The organism is Flavobacterium rivuli WB 3.3-2 = DSM 21788, from assembly GCF_000378485.1.
Taxonomy (GTDB): Bacteria; Bacteroidota; Bacteroidia; order Flavobacteriales; family Flavobacteriaceae; genus Flavobacterium; species Flavobacterium rivuli.
Genome location: NZ_KB899973.1, coordinates 71163 through 87726 on the forward strand (window position 1 = coordinate 71163; position 16564 = coordinate 87726).

Annotated in this window: 7 protein-coding genes; 5 read left to right on the top strand and 2 right to left on the bottom strand. The window is 41.9% G+C overall.

Annotation, left to right across the window (positions count from 1 at the left end; genetic code table 11):
- Nucleotide 1 precedes the first annotated feature (1 nt).
- Together F565_RS0116460 and F565_RS0116465 are read right to left on the bottom strand one after the other, a co-directional pair.
- The gene (locus F565_RS0116460) at nt 2-1282 is read right to left on the bottom strand and encodes a sugar isomerase (protein ID WP_020214340.1); all 1281 of its coding nucleotides are present in this window, start codon (nt 1280-1282) and stop codon (nt 2-4) included.
- 95 nt (nt 1283-1377) lie between these two features.
- Nucleotides 1378-3474 (bottom strand): bifunctional rhamnulose-1-phosphate aldolase/short-chain dehydrogenase, encoded by a 2097-nt coding sequence (locus F565_RS0116465; protein WP_026300118.1) that lies wholly within the window; start codon nt 3472-3474, stop codon nt 1378-1380.
- Nucleotides 3475-4094: 620 nt separating this feature from the next.
- On the opposite strand from F565_RS0116465, the gene F565_RS0116475 reads away from it, so the two are divergent.
- The 5 genes from F565_RS0116475 (at nt 4095) to F565_RS0116495 (ending at nt 16527) form a co-directional block, all read left to right on the top strand.
- A complete protein-coding gene (locus F565_RS0116475; protein ID WP_020214343.1) occupies nt 4095-5144 on the top strand; it encodes a GntR family transcriptional regulator in 1050 nt (349 codons plus the stop codon).
- 134 nt (nt 5145-5278) lie between these two features.
- Complete coding sequence (locus tag F565_RS0116480) at nt 5279-7615, top strand: glycoside hydrolase family 3 N-terminal domain-containing protein (protein WP_020214344.1); 2337 nt, start codon at nt 5279-5281, stop codon at nt 7613-7615.
- 256 nt (nt 7616-7871) lie between these two features.
- Entirely contained in the window at nt 7872-10913 is a 3042-nt protein-coding gene (locus F565_RS0116485) for a SusC/RagA family TonB-linked outer membrane protein (protein WP_154652643.1), read from the top strand.
- A gap of 11 nt (nt 10914-10924) precedes the next feature.
- A complete protein-coding gene (locus F565_RS0116490; protein ID WP_020214346.1) occupies nt 10925-12421 on the top strand; it encodes a RagB/SusD family nutrient uptake outer membrane protein in 1497 nt (498 codons plus the stop codon).
- Between the two features lie 98 nt (nt 12422-12519).
- Nucleotides 12520-16527 (top strand): glycosyl hydrolase, encoded by a 4008-nt coding sequence (locus F565_RS0116495; protein WP_026300121.1) that lies wholly within the window; start codon nt 12520-12522, stop codon nt 16525-16527.
- Nucleotides 16528-16564 lie beyond the last annotated feature (37 nt).

The window sequence follows — 16564 nt, forward strand, 5'->3', positions numbered from 1 at the left end:
TTTATAAACCTGTACCTTTAGAGTTAGTACCCCTTTCTTTAATAAGTTCGCCACGTACAGACAGGCTGCGGTAAGCCGCTAACGGGTCTATAGCCCCGCCTGATTTCTGGCGTGCTGCTTTTAGTATTGGCCTAACATCGGTACGGTAGGCATCCTGTAAAATTTCCTGGCATTTTACCACGTCGTTTTCCTGTTGTGCTGCCCTAAGCTCGTCCTGGTTTACAAGCAGTGCCTGTGTGTAAGCGATCTTAATAGCTTCAAGCGACTGTATTAAATCTTCAAGAGGGTCTTTAGTATTGTGGCTGGCATCGATCATCCAGGCAAGGTCCGGGTTTTGCGGGTTGTTTTCCATACCGTAAACCAGCTCATTAAAGATAAGGAATAACGGGTAAGGTTTTATTGAACCTACGGTAACATCATCATCGCCATATTTGCTATCGTTAAAGTGGAAACCGCCCAGTTTACCTTTCAGCATTAGGGTAGCCACAATTTGTTCGATGTTTGTATTAGGCAGGTGGTGGCCAAGGTCTACAAGCGTATATGCTTTATCGCCGCAGGCATTAGCCAGCATAAACGATGTACCCCAGTCCTGTATAACGGTGCTGTAAAAAGCAGGCTCGTAAGGTTTGTATTCTATAAACAGCTTCCATTCTTCCGGAAGGCCCGCGTAGATGGCTTTAAGGCTGTCTTCTGCATGTTTTAAAACCGTCTGGAAATTGCGCTGGCCCGGAAAGTTTGAACCGTCGGCAAGCCATACGGTAAGGCTTTTAGAACCCAGCTGCTCCCCTATTTTAATAACATCAAGGTTATGCTGTATAGCATAATCGCGCGATGCATCTACAGTGCTGCTTAATGAACCATGCTTGTAGCTTTCTTTAGCGCCTGCCTGGTCCTGGAACGTGTTAGAGTTCATGGCATCGAAAATGATCCCATGCCCCGAAGCCACTTCTTTTATAGCTTTGTAATCTTCCGGCACATCCCACGGAATGTGCAGCGATACCGCTCCGGCCGACTTGGTTAAGGCATGAAGTAAGCCAATATCGTCAAGTTTTTGCTCTAACGATGATGGTTCGCCACCATACGAAAAACGCCCAAAACGGGTTCCCCCTGCGCCTAACGCCCAGCTTGGTATGGCTATTTGGAAATCGGCAACTTTTTGTACTACTTCATCTACCGACACTCCTTTTTTAGCGAATTTGTTTTTAATAATATCAAGTTCGGCATTAAAAACAGTATCCTGTATTTTATTTAAATCAGCTATATGCTGTGCTGTAATCTTCATTTGTATTTATTTTTTAGCCACGAATTACACTAATTAGACGAATTTTAAATCTCATTATTCGTGATAATTAGTGTAGTTCATGGCTTATTTTATTATTAGCGAACAAAGGCATTGGCCATTCCGCCATCTACATTTATAATTCCGCCGGTACTCTTATCAAGGATACCTACGCAGGCAAAAACGCCGTTTGCAATATCTTCCGGAAGGATGATCTCGTTAAGCAGGCTACGTTTTGCGTAGTGAGCAGGCAGTTCTTCTACAGTAATTCCGTATGCTTTGGCACGGCCTTCGGCCCATGCGCCTTCCCATATTTTACTGCCCACAATAACACCGTCAGGGTTTACTGTGTTTACACGAATTTTATCTGCGGCAACCTCTGCGGCAAGTAGCCTCGTCATGTGTTGCTGGCCTGCTTTTGCAGTACCGTACGCCACATTGTTAGGGCCTGCAACAAGGCCGTTCTTACTGGCAATGTTCACAATATCGCCGCCAAAGCCCTGTTTCCTCATAATCGACACACCTTCTTTAGCCATAAGGAACTGGCCTTTTACCAATACATCCTGAAGGATGTTCCAGTCTTTCAGCGTAGTATCTTCCAATGGTTTAGAAATAGCTAGGCCGGCTGAATGCACCACGATATCTACCCCGCCAAAGGCAAGGCATGCCTCTTTGTAGGCTTTTGCAATAGAATCTTCATCGGTAACGTCGCATACTGCGCCATCGGCTAAATCCCTTTTATAGGTAGCCAAAGCTATCTGAAGGTTTTCAGAACTCAGGTCGGTAAGCACTACGTTAGCGCCTTCTTTTATTAGTTTATCAGCAATAGCCTTACCAATACCACCTGCTGCACCGGTTACAATAGCAACCCTGCGGCTTAATGGTTTTTCGGCAGGCATGCGGCTAAGCTTTGCTTCTTCAAGCAGCCAGTACTCAATATCAAAAGCTTCCTGCCTTGGCAACGAAGTGTATGATGTGATAGCTTCTGCACCGCGCATTACGTTAATTGCATTCACATAGAACTCGCTGGCTACACGTGTAGTCTGCTTGTCTTTAGAGAAACTGAACATACCCACCCCAGGATAAATAATGATAACCGGGTTAGGGTCACGCATTGCCGGGCTGTTATCATGTTTGCATGTTTCGTAATAGTCTTTGTACTCCTGGCGGTACTGCTCAAAAGCAGGCTCCAGTTTTTTAAGCACTTCTTCGCTATTGTATAAATCTTCATCAGCACTCAATGTAAGTACTAACGGCTGGATCTTTGTACGTAAAAAGTGGTCAGGACAGCTGGTACCCATTGGCGCAAGGCGCTCCAGGTCGTTACTGTTTATATATTCCAGTACCGTATCGCTATCGGTAAAATGGCCTACCATTTTCTTTTCAGATGAAGCAAGCCCGCGAAGCAATGGCATAAGTGTTGCCGCTTTATCAAGGCGCTCTTCTTTTGGAAGGCTTTCTACTTTTTGCCCACCAAAAACGCTGCCTTTTTCTTTTACTTTTTTCTCTATGTAAGCACTTGCAGCTTCAATTACTTCAAGGCTGTTAATGTAACACTCGTAAGATGTATCGCCCCATGTAAACAAGCCGTGGCTGCCAAGGATGATACCCCTGATGCCCGGGTTATCGGCAAGGCATTTTTCAAGCTGAAGGCCCAAGTCAAACCCCGGACGCTGCCAAGGCACCCAGCCCATAGTATCTCCCCAAATGTCTTTGGTTACCTGCTCACTGTCCGCCGCCGCCGCAACTGCAATAAGCGCATCGGGGTGAAGGTGGTCTATATGCTTAAACGGAAGCAATCCGTGTAACGGTGTATCTATTGATGGTGCTTTACTGTCAAGGTCGTAAATACAATGGTTAAAAAGCCCAACCATACGGTCTTCATCTGCAAGGCCGCCGTAAACGTTTTTAAGGTCGCGAAGCCTTTTGGTATACAAACCGGCTATACCGCTGCGTGTAAGGGTACCTATATCGCCACCCGATCCTTTTACCCACATTACCTCTACTTCTTCATTGGTAAGCGGATCTTTCTCGATGGTTTTGCAGCTGGTATTACCGCCGCCGTAGTTGGTTATCCTTAAATCGGCCCCTAATATATTAGAGCGGTACAGGAATAAAGCTACCTGGTCATCGCCAAGCTCTGCTGCTTTTTGCTCATCCCATAAATAATTTACATATTGAAATGTTTTTTCCATTTTTATTTTTGATTTCAATTACACACCTAATTTAGATCTCAAAAGTAATAGTATTGAATTGTTCAAGCATCCTGTAGCGTTATGGGAAATACCCAAAAAATTGCATTGCCTGCTTTACCATCCATTACACACTGTATAGCCTTTTGAAAGCGCCAAACCATAATTAGCAGTAATATTTTCACTGCATGCATGATATAATAAACTGAAAAAGCACAACAAAACTTTAAAAAATAACATGATAGCACAGGATACGTAATCTATATTTTTTTTCTAATATTGCTGCCAACTATATCGATATATCTATTCGCCAAATAATTTACGTTCTACTTAGGTTGCATGAATTATTGAACCTTATAAGCCTAAAGCAAATATTAAGTACACTTCAATATTATAAGAGAATTCGCTTTAGATAGTAACTTCCATTTTTAAATAAAACATTATTGACCCCTAGACCATGCCTTAAATAACAACAACTATTATTATCTATTTTTTTTACTGCTTTCAAAAGAAACACTAAGTAAACTAATTTTTAAATTTCACTGCTTTTAGAAGAAACACTAGGTAAACTATTTTCAAAATTTCACTGCTTTCATAGGAAACACTGTAATACAATTTAAACAATGATTAAAAAATTTCATATAAGAATTAACGATAAGTCCCGAGTGCCAAAGTACAAGCAAATAGTAGATTCTATAGTGCAGGATATCTCTAACGGTATTCTGGCAATTGGTGAGAAAATACCTTCGATAAATGAGTTAAGTGAACTTTGCTATTTTTCCCGCGATACGGTTGAAAAAGCATATAAATTACTTAAAGAGCGAAAAATAATCGTTTCATCGCCAGGAAAGGGATTCTATATCGCCCAGTCCGAAAATATTATCAGGACCAATATATTGCTAATGGTAAACAAGCCAAGTTCTTATAAAATGATGGTGTATAATTCCTTCGCAAACTTAGTTGGATTGGAAGCTAATGTAACGATGTCTGTATACCATAATGATGAAACCTTGTTCCTGAACACCTTAGAGCAGGGCTTGCACACGTATGACTACTTTGTGATTCAGTCACATTTTAGGAATAAGCAAATGAACCATACCTCCTTTACTGATAAGGTCGTCCGGATGTTAGATTCCATCCCTCGGGACAAACTTATCCTTCTCGACAATGTAAATCCCGGAATCCGGGGGAAATATGGCGCTATATCACAGGACTTTAAAAACGACCTATACAATTCATTAGTAAAAGGTTTAGAAAAAATAAAACAATATGATAAAATAATACTAGTCTATCCCAGAAAAATCATCAACCCCTACCCTGCTGGTATCCTTCAGGGTTTCAAAGAATTTTGTACGGACCATAATCTGGACTATGAGATTTTAGATGAGATTTATGATGACATGGAATTACAGAATCAAAAAGATGTATATGTAACAATACAGGAGCGGGACCTTGTAAATTTAGTTAGGCAGGTTAATAAAGAAAACCTACGCTTAGGGAAAGACATTGGAATAATATCCTACAATGAAACACCTCTAAAAGAGCTTTTGGGAATAACTGTAATCAGCACGGACTTCAAAGCTATGGGCGAGGCAGCAGCAGATATGTTTATCAACAAAAAAAAGGAACATGTAAAAAATCCTTTCCGATATATAGAACGAAACTCATTGTAATACCTGTCTTTGGTTACACCTACACAACATAAACGTGGCCAAACAGGCATTCTATAATAGTCGCAACTATTGTTATTAAGTGTAGTGATAAAAAATGATAGTAACCTAAACGCAAAACCATTTAAATAGAAAGTATGACAAACAAAAAGATTAAAGCAGTTATTTTACTGACCGCCCTCAGCTGTGTAGGAGCAAACGCTCAAAAACTACCGCAATTAGGAAAAAGCCCTATGCAGGATATTATTAATGCAATGACTGTTGAAGAAAAGGCAAGTATGCTAATAGGCTCAGAAATGTTCGGGCCGACTTTGGAAGGTAATCCACGACTAAGTGTACCCGGAGCTGCAGGAGCAACATTTCCAATTAAACGCTTGGGAATTCCTCCAACAGTATTGGCCGATGGACCTGCAGGTCTTCGCATTCAGCCAACCCGTGAAAATGACAAGAAGACCTATTATGCAACCGCATTCCCTGTCGGTACCGCACTGGCCTCAACATGGAATACAGTACTCATTGAAGAAGTTGGTAAAGCAATTGGTAACGAGGTTAAGGAATATGGTGCAGATGTGCTGCTGGCCCCGGCTATCAATATTCACCGTAATCCGTTAAATGGGAGAAATTTTGAGTATTACTCTGAAGACCCCGTAATATCAGGAGAAATCGCAGCAGCATACATAAATGGAGTGCAATCTAATGGAGTGGGGACATCTATTAAACACTTTGCCGCAAATAGCCAGGAGACCAACCGCCTATCCATAAACGAGCACATAAGTGAAAGAGCAATGCGGGAGATTTACCTGCGTGCGTTTGAAATTGTTGTAAAAAAATCCCAACCCTGGACTGTAATGTCATCATATAATAAAATAAATGGTGTTTATACTTCTGCAAGTACCGATTTACTGACAACAATCTTAAGGGACGAATGGGGCTTTAAAGGATTTGTGATGAGCGACTGGTTCGGAGGTTATGAAAGCTTTGAAAGTTTGGGAACCACTTCAAGTGATGTTGTAAAACAATTAACAGCGGGCAATGATTTACTTATGCCAGGCACCAAATTACAGTATGAAAAAATTGTGGCAGCCATTAAAAGTGGTGCGTTACCTAAAGAAATTGTAGATCGGAATATCAGATTTATATTGGAAATGGTAGTGAAATCACCTGCCTTTAAAAAATATAAATTTTCCAACAACCCTGACCTAAAAAAACATGCTGAAATAACCAGACAGGCAGCCACAGAAGGAATGATATTATTAAAGAATGAAGGTAGCATATTGCCGTATACAAAAAAAACATCGCCTATTGCCGTTTTCGGCACCACCTCATACAATTTTATTTCAGGCGGTACAGGTAGCGGTGATGTAAATGAAGCATATACTGTCTCCTTAATGGATGGGCTAAAAAATGCAGGATACCAAATTGATGTTGACCTTAAAAACATATATGTACCCTATGTTGATGATGCAGCCAGGAAAGAAATTGCACGCAGGGAAAAGGAAGGTGGTATACTCGCGTTTCCAAAAAGAATGGTTGAGCTGGAATTTAACAAAGACCTTTTAAATAAGGCTGCGAAATCAAATAGCCTTGCTATTATAACCATAGGCAGAAATTCAGGGGAAAACACGGATAGAAAAATCTATGACGACTTTTACCTTGCCCAGGATGAAGTCAAATTAATTCATGATGTAGCTAAAGCGTTTCATAAAGAGGGCAAGAAAGTGGTGGTCATATTGAATATTGGCGGGGCAATTGAGACAAACAGCTGGAAAGATAAAGTTGATGGGATATTATTGGCATGGCAGCCGGGCCAGGAAGGTGGCAATTCCGTTGCAGATGTTTTTTCGGGTAGTGTCAATCCATCAGGTAAACTTACCATGACCTTTCCAATAGACTACAATAACCATCCGTCAGCCGCTAATTGGCTGGGTACACCTGTAGAAAATCCAAAAGATGTTTCTTACGAAGAAGGCATTTATGTAGGGTATCGCTATTTTAATACATTCGGGATAAAGCCTTCCTATGAATTTGGATACGGAAAATCGTATACGGATTTTAAATTTTTAAAGGTTTCTTTAAGCAGTAAAACTTTTGATAAAGAGATAACCGTGAATGTTACTATAACAAACACTGGAAAAGTTGCCGGTAAGGAAGTTGTGCAACTCTACCTTGGAGCCCCTGCAGTAAAAACAGACAAGCCGGAATCTGAATTGAAAGGCTTTGCAAAGACAAAATTGCTTCAACCTGGCGAGTCACAGGTTCTAAATGTAACACTGCTGCCAAAAGATTTAAGCTCATTTGTGGAGGGCCAGGATGCCTGGGTTGCTGAAGCAGGAACCTATACCATTAAGATCGGATCATCTTCATTGGATGTTAGGGCAACTGAAACCTTTGAATTAACATCTGAAAGGATCATAGAAAAAGTGCAAAACACCTTTAAAGCAGATACTGATTTAAAAGTATTACGCTCCAATTAAGTATCTGTAGGCTGAAGGGCGGCACTTAGCTGCCCTTCATGCTTATATCTTAAACTACCTTAAAACTGACATTAACAGCTTATTTTTTGATTATTCAGAATAGTGCCGTAATAAAAACGAATTAGATTTTTTTTATATTATTTTTTTATATTTTTTTCAATAAAAGCATAACGGTACAGGACGAATATATTTTATATATACCTTAATATTGAAAACTATTTCGATATAGTTAAAATAATAACTAACCCATTTATTTATGATGAAAATTTTACCCTTGCCAAAGAAGTACATACTGATTGTACTCCTGTTCTTCTGCGCAATTTCTGGTGCAATTGCACAAAATATTACCATCAACGGTACAATAAAAGACAATACCGGAGAAAGTATTCCCGGGGTCAATGTGGTTGTTAAAGGAACCACCAACGGCACCGCAACCGATGTGTCCGGTACGTTTACAATTACTGTTCCGGGTAGTGATGCTGTACTAATCTTCTCCTCGGTCGGTTACAAATCACAGGAAGTTACCGTGGGCACACAAAAGTTAATAAATGTAGTTATGGGCACCGATGTAAAGTCCCTGGACGAAGTAGTTATCGTGGCGTATGGAACACAAAGCAAACGCAATGTAACAGGTGCTGTACAGACTATAAACAGTTCAGAACTTAAAGACCAGCCCGTAGGCCAGATAACCCAAAAACTTCAGGGAAAACTGGCAGGTGTACAAATTACCCAGAATACGGGGATACCCGGACAGGGAATGTCTGTTCGCGTTAGAGGATCGGCCTCGATATCCGCCGGTAGTGACCCGCTGTATGTTGTTGATGGTTTTCCGTTACAGGGAAGTATATCAAACATCAATCCCGATGAAATTGAAACAATTACGGTTCTAAAAGACGCCTCTTCAACAGCATTGTACGGATCACGTGCGGCAAATGGGGTTGTACTTATTACGACAAAGAGAGCGAAAGCAGGCAACAGTCGCTTTTCCTTCAACTACTTCTCAGGTTTACAGGCTATCCCGGAAAAAGGAAGGCCTGACATGATGAACGCCAGAGAATTTGCACAGTTTAAAAAAGAAATTGCTATTGAGCGCGGTCAAACCGTTCCCGAGCAGTTTGCAAATCCTGAACAATATGGCGAAGGCACCAACTGGTTTGACGCTGTTACCCGCGATGCGATCATTAAAAACTACTCGCTGACCTATTCTGCATCCGGTGAAAAATTTAGCACTTCTGTGGTAGCAGGTTACCTGAAAAATGAAGGTGTGTTACTAAACTCTTCGTATGACAGGATATCATTACGAATAAATACTGATTACAAACTAAATGATAATATTAAATTTGGCTTCAATCTGGCTCCCACGTATTCTTCAAGCAAAACACCTCAGAGTGATGGTATATGGTACAACTCTCCAAGTATTGTACAATCGGCCATGCTTACCTCGCCTTTGGCGCCCTATATTAATCCCGACGGCTCAATACCTTTAAGTGTTAGTGGGCAATATGGTACACCTGACGCTCCAAACTGGTACAACCAGGTCAAGATCGTTAAAAACACTTCTAAAAATATAGGTTTGTTATCGAATGGCTTTGTTGAGATTAAGCCCATAAAAGACTTAACCTTTAAGTCTATGATAGGAATAGATGCAGGAAACGCTGTGTCCGATTATTTTTACCCATCAACAGCAGGAAATATTTTTAACCCGCCAAATGAAAATGATCCTTCGCGCATCAATGCATCACACAGTAACCAGTACGCCTATACATGGCTATTTGAAAATACTTTAACGTATGCAAAATCGATTGGAGACCATAATTTTGATATATTGGGTGGCTACACCACCCAGGCGGCACATTCTGAAAGCGGGTCACTTAGCGGAAGGGGATTTCCTGACAACAGGGTACAAACTTTAAACGCAGCGACTATTATTACGGGTTCTACAGATGTTCAGGACTGGAGCCTTGCATCCCTGGTAGCCAGGGTCAACTATAATTATAAAAACAAATATTTATTCTCCGCATCCATTAGAAGGGATGGATCATCGCGTTTCGGTTCGGATAATAAATGGGGTAATTTCCCGTCGGTATCAGCCGGTTGGGTAGTAACGGACGAGTCTTTTATACCTGAAAATAAGGTTCTTTCGTTCCTGAAGTTCCGTACCAGCTTTGGTACAACGGGCAACAATAATATCGGAAACTATCTTCAATATGCAAATGTAGTACCTACCAATAATCCATTTAACAATGTACTTCTTAACGGAAGCAGCATAGCCGGGCTTAACAATACTGAATTAGGCTGGGAAACGTCGGATCTGTTTGATGCCGGTGCCGACATTAATTTCTTTAATGACAGGATAAAATTCAGTTATGGATATTATAAAAAAACAACTGATAACCTGCTATATTCAGTAGATATACCGATCTCCTCCGGTTTCTTTAATTACACCACAAACATCGGGAAAATTGAATTTTGGGGACATGAATTCCAGGTTAGTACGCTTAATCTAACCGGCGAATTTAAATGGAGTACTGATTTTAATATTTCTTTTAACAGAAATAAGGCCTTACAGTTAGGCACTGCAAATTCTGCAATTTATGGCGATATGACAATTACACAGGTGGGCCAGCCATTAGGCCAACTTTATGGGCTTGTTTGGGATGGCATCTACGAAACGCAGGCAGAATTTGATGCCTCACCAAAGCACCAGGGTGCAGAAGTAGGGAGTGTTAAATATAAGGATATTAATGGTGATGGTGTGGTTACAAATGATACTCGCGACCAGGCAGTTTTAGGCAATACGGCACCGAAATACAATTTCGGTTTTACCAATACCATCAGCTACAAAAACTTTGACTTAGCGATTGTCTGTCAGGGAGCATACGGAAATAAAATAATAAATTCGGCAGACCGCTTTACGGGTAACCTTGACGGAACTTTTAACGTTCAGAAAGATCTGGCTAACAGATGGCGCTCTGAAGAAAATCCAGGCAATGGTAAATGGGGTAAAGCTTCCGGCAATACCGGACCGGAGCGTGACTGGGCAAGTTCTAAATGGATGTATGATGGCAGTTATTTAACCATAAAGAACATTACACTGGGTTACAGCTTCTCTTCTATAAATGTAGCCTACCTTAAAGGCCTGCGTATATATGCAAGTGTACAGCAAGCAGCTGTGTTCACAAAATATCCGGGTGGAAATCCTGAAGTATCTGCAGGTGCAGGTCTATTTTCGGGTGTGGATAATACCACATACCCGGTTCCAAGGACCTGGACGTTTGGATTAAACTATAATTTTTAAAAATTACTACTATGAAAACAAAGATAATCAGTGCATTTATAGCAGCCCTTATACTAAGTTCGTGCTCAGAAGATTTTTTAACCAAATATCCGGAAACGGTTGTATCAGCAGAAACATTTTACAAAACTGAGGCCGACTTTAAACAGGCAGTGATTGGTGCGTATGTACCTTTACGCAACATATATGGGACGGGCCTTGCCGACTACGGAGCCTGGGCAATGGGCGAAATGAGAGCCGATAATACTGCATTTATTTATAACGCTGCAAACCGGGGCTATGCAGACAGGGAATATATTGACCAGTTTATAGACGATGCTAATGGTGGGGGTGTAAGTAATAAATATCAGAACGACTATATTATAATTGGCAGGGCTAACCAAATACTTAAAACGATTGACGCTGCAGATTTTGACCAGGTAAAGAAAGACAATTATAAGGGGCAGGCATTATTTTTAAGGGCATTTGCATACTTCGACCTGGTGCAGTACTTTGGTGATGTACCGTTAGTACTAACCCCTCCAACCACTTATGCAGAGACCAATGTAGGCCAAACGCCTAAGGCGCAGGTATACGAGCAAATTCTCGCAGATGCCGCTGCGGCAGCGGTCTTGCTTCCCAATAAGGCTACACAGGATGTTGGCTTTGTTGCTAATGGTGCTGCTTATACCTTATTAGGTAATGTAAATATAGTTTTAGAACGATGGGCAGACGCAGAGGAAGCTCTTCTAAACGTACAGGGATATTCGCTGTTAGGTAATTACGCAGCAATTTATAACCCAGCCAATAAAAATCATGCAGAGTCAATTTTTGAAGTGCAGTACTACGATCTTGCAACTGCTAATTCTGCCAGTAACTTTGCGTATAACTTTCTTCCCATACTACAAAACCCTGGGGTAATTGCTGGATTTCCAGACGGTAATAGTAATGCTTATGCCGGTTGGAACATACCTACTCCGGATTTTCTGGCAGTGTATGAGCCTGGCGATCTTAGAAAAGACGCATCGGTAGGATTTTATACCGGTGAAGGTTATACTAACATACCCTACATTAAAAAATATGTACATGGAGCTGAAATTGCCCCTAATACAAATGATGACTGGCCTGTATACCGATATGCGGAAGTATTGCTGTTTCTGGCGGAAGCTGCCAATGAGCAGGGCAAATCGGAAGCTTTAACCTATCTGAATATGGTACACGCTAACCCTCGCACAGGTCTACTTCCACTGCCTGCTGCAGGGCAGGCTGAACTAAGGGTCTTAATACAAAAAGAGCGTCAGATAGAGCTGGCTTTCGAAAATAAGCGATGGCTGGACCTTGTCCGTACCGGTAAGGCTATCGAAGTGATGAACGCGCAGGGTAACAGTATCAGGGCAAATCCACAAGCATATTATTATCCTGCAGGTGTAACACCTCCCGGTTATGTCGTAACTGCCAAACATCTTTTATTTCCTATACCGCAAAGAGAAATACGTATCAACCCGTTATTAGTACAAAATACGGGCTACTAAACTATAATGTAAATAAATATTAGCCATTATGGCTGGACTGCGAAGGCAATTTGGCTGTAATGGCTATTCTTTTAGGCAACTATTTAATTAACTATCGTATGAAACGCAGATCTTTTATTAAAGCAACGGCCTCAGCAGGTTTATTGACCCTAATAACCCCACGGTCTGTATTACATGCACTTCCCCTACATATAGATTCCAGCCTTGAATCGCACTTTTTTAATCCCCCATCATCAGCCCGATCACAGACATGGTGGCACTGGATGAACGGAAACATTACAAAAGCAGGAATAACGTTAGATCTGGAAGCCATGAAAGCGGTGGGGCTTGGCGGATTCCAACTTTTTAATGCCGGTACAGGGATAACCAAAGGACCGGTGGAATACTTAAGCCAGGAGTGGCTGGACCTCACGCAGCATGCTATTTCAGAAGCACAGCGATTGGAACTTGAATTTGCCATGCATAATTGTCCCGGATGGTCTTCCAGCGGAGGTCCCTGGATTACGCCCGAAATGTCCATGCAACAACTTACATGGACAGAAAAAATAATCAATGGGGATAAAAAGATCAAGATTAAACTGGTCGAGCCGACAAATAACCTGGGGTATTACCGTGATGCTAAAATCATAGCGTTCCCTTCACTTAAAAACGAAGAAACAGATTTTGCCGACATTTTAAAATCAACCCACAGTGCTTCAGGAAAAATTGCACTTGATAATGGGCCTTTTATTCTTGAACCGGGAACCGGAGAGGCAATGGGATCCATCGTATTGGAGCTCAAGAAAACTATCCCGGTAACTAATGTAACCCTCTTTACCGGCATCCTTAACGGTAATGGAAATTTTACCGCAGAGTTGTCTAATGATGGAATAAACTTTACCAATACTTCTAATTTTACTGGCGGGAGCTCTAACCATGAAATAGAGGGGAATATGCCTGCTACTGCAAACTTTGTCGCCTCCAAAGCGCGCTACATTCGCTTAAATTCTTCCGCAAAACGAGTGATTACCTCCATAACCCTAACCGGCGCAGACAGGAATCCTGACTGGCTTTATAAAGGAAATTACAGGAATGCAGGGTGGAAACGGACAAGTACTTTAGTAAGGCCCAATGTAGATTCCATAAATCCAGATACCGTAATAGATATTACAGCATTTGCAGATGCCGAAGGAAACTTACTTTGGGACGCTCCTAAGGGGAAATGGACTATTTTAAGGATCGGTCATACCTCAATAGGAAAATTAAATCACTCCGCTCCAACTACAGGTACAGGACTGGAATGTGACAAATACAGTAAAGAGGCCTACAACTTTCATTTTAACCAGATGTTTGAAGGATTGTTGCCATCGCTTAAAAAGATGGCCGCTAATGGAAAAGTTGGTTTACTGATCGATAGTTATGAAATGGGCCAGCAGAACTGGACAGCACGCATGCCTGAAGAATTTAAAATGCGCCGCAGGTATGATATTACGGCGTACCTCCCGGCGCTAACAGGCCGGATCGTTGGCAGCACCGAAAATACAGATAAATTCCTATACGATTTTAGGCGCACCTGCGCAGATATGATGGCAGATAATTACCACGGAGAATTTGCTAAACTCTGTAAAGACAACGATTTTCAATCCTATACTGAACCTTACGGAGGGGGGCCATTCGAAGAAATGCAGACCGGCCTGCGTGTAAATTATAATATGGGCGAATTTTGGGCAGGCCATACCGTTTTATGGGAAAATAGCGGGATGGTAAGGACTCTTAAACTGGCGTCGTCTATTGCCCATGCAACCGGCCAGCCTGTTATCGGTGCCGAAGCATTTACGGCAGAACCCGGATCCGGCAAATGGCAGCAACATCCATATTCCATGAAAGCTTTAGGAGATTGGATGTACACCCAGGGACTGACACGCTTTATATTTCACCGTTTTGCACATCAGCCACACCCTACAGCTGCCCCAGGTATGACTATGGGACCATGGGGCATCCATTTTGACAGGACCAACACGTGGTGGAACATGGCAAAGGCCTGGCTGGACTATACAGCCCGCTCCCAGTTCCTGCTACAACAGGGGAATTTTGTTGCAGACCTTGCATACCTTACATCAGAGGCACCCGGCTATAGCATTCCTACATTACCCGGTCAATTAAGCTATTACCCGCCGTATGGCTATGGCTATGACCTTGTCGCTGCGGAAACACTGGAAAAAAGTGTTGTAGAGAATGGCATTTTAAGTACTCCGGGAGGGATGAAATATAGGGTTTTAATACTTCCAAAGGAAAAAAGTATGAGCGTAAGGACGCTATCAATTATTTCGTCATTTGTTCAAAAAGGATTGACAGTGGTTGGCAACAGGCCAATACAAATTCCGGGGCTGGCAGTAGACAAATCAGAGCACGAATTATTTGAGTCAACAGTTGCTGACTTGTGGAGTGCAACGGAACACTCAAAAATCAAAGACCCTGTCAGCAACAGCACCGACAAAGGTAAAATACTGAAAAATGTTCTCCGAGAAATTGGGTTGACCGAGGATTTTTCATTCTCTTCTGAATCTGGTGATGCCCCAATTAATTATATACACCGGTTTGATGGAAAAAATGAGATTTACTTTATTGCTAACCGCAGGAGGACGACGGAAAAACTTGTTTGTAACTTCCGCGTGCAAAATATGCAGCCCGAACTCTGGGATCCTGACACAGGTAAGCATTATACCCTGCCGTCATTTACTGTCCAGGGTAAAAACATTGTAATGCCCCTTACCCTACCCCCATCAGGTTCTGCTTTTATTATCTTCAGGAAAGCATACAGCGGCAGCCCTGTTTCTGCCGTGTCGCTACTTGGCAAAGAAATATGGGCTGCAAAGCAGTTCCCAATGATAGCCGTTGGAAAGTTTGGCGATGTAAGCAATAACTTTTGTGTAGGAGTTTGGTTAAAACCGGAAACGGACATTCCCCTGGACAAAGAACAGTATTTTGGTGCTAAGAAGACAGACCACTATGCAATTTACCCACCTTCAGGCAAAACGATATACGGGCCAGGCCATGCGGCTTCAGGCCTCACCGTAGGGAGAAACGGGATAGTGCTATATGAAAGGGAAGATGAAGAGTTAATTGATGTACTCTCGGCTAAGATTGCCATAGCTGGTTGGGCACATATTGGGATTAATTATCAGGATGGGAGCCCTTCGTTATATGTAAATGGCAAACTGGTTATGAAGGCTCCTGCCTCTGGCAGGATTGTACACCCGGGATTTGGCGAAGCTTTTCAGGATGATGGAGCCAGCTATTACAATGGTGACATGGCTACGCCCCAACTTCTGGATTTTCCTTTTAGTCTAAGTGATGAAAAAATTTTAAAGTCAAAAAAGGATAGCACTGCAATTGTACCCATGCAATGCAATTTCTATCCAAAAAATAATACCCTGCAATTCAACAGCGATGGCAATTACAGTATCGAAAATATAAAAGGGTATAAAAACCTGCTGAAAGTTACAGGCACGGGAAATACACTTGATTTGACAAACCATTGGGTTGTCAGCTTTCCACCGGGGCTTGGAGCACCAGATAGCATTAGGTTAGAAAAATTGGAATCGCTCCACCATAATGGATTAGATGGTATTAAATACTTTTCAGGTACTGCTACATATACCAGACAATTCACGAATACATTTGAAGGTGGTAGGGCATCAAATCGCATTATTCTTGACCTGGGAAAAGTAGAAGTCATAGCCAGAGTAACGCTAAACAACAAGGATCTGGGTGTCTTATGGAAACCACCCTACAGCCTTGATATCACCGATTATCTGTTGGAAGGAAAAAACAAGCTCTCCATTAGTGTAACAAACCTTTGGCCGAACCGGCTCATTGGTGATGAGCAGCTACCACCTGAAAATGAGTATGAGCTGTCGGCGTGGCCGGGCAAATTTAAAGTGCTGGGTGACGGGGCAATTACTGCCTTACCAAAATGGTACGTTGAAGGTAAGCCTAAACCTAAAGGCGGGCGTGTTGCCTTTACAACGTGGAAGCATTACGATCATGATTCACCATTACTTGAGTCGGGGCTCATTGGTCCGGTTACATTACGTTCTGTTTTTCTACATACCATAACCCTATAAGCCATTTATCATAGTACAGGCCCTAATTTTTAATTAT

Excerpts from the sequence above, each read along its gene's own strand:
- F565_RS0116495 (WP_026300121.1), top strand. The coding sequence starts at position 12,520 with ATGAAACGCAGATCTTTTATTAAAGCAACGGCCTCAGCAGGTTTATTG.
- F565_RS0116475 (WP_020214343.1), top strand. The coding sequence starts at position 4,095 with ATGATTAAAAAATTTCATATAAGAATTAACGATAAGTCCCGAGTGCCA.
- F565_RS0116460 (WP_020214340.1), bottom strand. The coding sequence starts at position 1,282 with ATGAAGATTACAGCACAGCATATAGCTGATTTAAATAAAATACAGGAT.
- F565_RS0116485 (WP_154652643.1), top strand. The coding sequence starts at position 7,872 with ATGATGAAAATTTTACCCTTGCCAAAGAAGTACATACTGATTGTACTC.
- F565_RS0116480 (WP_020214344.1), top strand. The coding sequence starts at position 5,279 with ATGACAAACAAAAAGATTAAAGCAGTTATTTTACTGACCGCCCTCAGC.
- F565_RS0116490 (WP_020214346.1), top strand. The coding sequence starts at position 10,925 with ATGAAAACAAAGATAATCAGTGCATTTATAGCAGCCCTTATACTAAGT.
- F565_RS0116465 (WP_026300118.1), bottom strand. The coding sequence starts at position 3,474 with ATGGAAAAAACATTTCAATATGTAAATTATTTATGGGATGAGCAAAAA.